This is a genomic window from Ruegeria sp. AP12 (genome assembly GCF_056540025.1).
In genome coordinates this window covers 1-831 of record NZ_JBQFVZ010000166.1, presented here as the reverse complement: position 1 = coordinate 831, position 831 = coordinate 1, and the positions used below count along the sequence as shown (strand labels likewise).

At 60.2% G+C, this 831-nt stretch carries 1 protein-coding gene; it reads right to left on the bottom strand.

Annotated features, from left to right (window positions below; all coding sequences use genetic code 11):
• On the bottom strand, positions 1-831 hold an 831-nt coding region (locus ACR0E6_RS22015; protein WP_480587353.1), incomplete at both ends, for an NAD(P)/FAD-dependent oxidoreductase.

The following is an 831-nucleotide window of genomic DNA, read 5'->3' as shown; positions in this document are numbered from 1 at the left end:
GGCCGAAGGTGAACGGGCCGTTGATGGTGTCTTTGATGCCGGATTCACCGATGGCGGGGATACGCTCGAACGACATTTCCAGGCGGTCGGCAATCCGGTCCAGATCGGGTTGCAGAAGCTCGTGGCCGAAATCCCAAGGGGTGCCATCCACTTTCCACGGAGTCGATTTCGGCTCATAGGTGCCCAGAAGCATGCCGTGGCGTTCCTGACGGAAGTAAATGTTGGCCTCATAGTCGATGCCTGCGGGCAGACGACCGGCTTCGCCCATGCTCTCCATGCGGTCCTTGATCATCGGGATCGCGTCGGTGATCAGGTAGTGGTGCTCCATCGGCTGTACGGGCAGGTGGATGCCCGACATATGGCCCACTTCACGCGCCCAGAGGCCGCCGCAGTTCACGACCTGCTCGGCGTTGATGACGCCTTTGGGGGTGGTCAGATCCCAGCTGCCATCGGGGCGCTGGCTCATCGAGGTCACGCCGCAATGGGTGAAATACTGCGCACCGTGGTGACGGGCGGATTTTGCGAAGGCGTAGGTTGCGCCCGAGGGATCGACATCGCCGTCCTGCTCGTCCCAAAGGGCGGCGTGATAGTGTTTGGGGTCGATCAGCGGGTGACGCTCGGCCAGTTCCTGCGGGCTGATGAATTCCTGATGCAGGCCCATATAGCGCGCTTTCGAGCGTTCACGCTTGAGGTAGTCGTACCATTCCTTTGTCGAGGCCGCGTAGAAACCACCGGTGATGTGCATACCGACCGAATGGCCCGAGGTTTCTTCGATCTCTTTGTACAGATCAATAGTATAGCTCTGCAGGCGCGAGATGTTGGGGTCCGAAC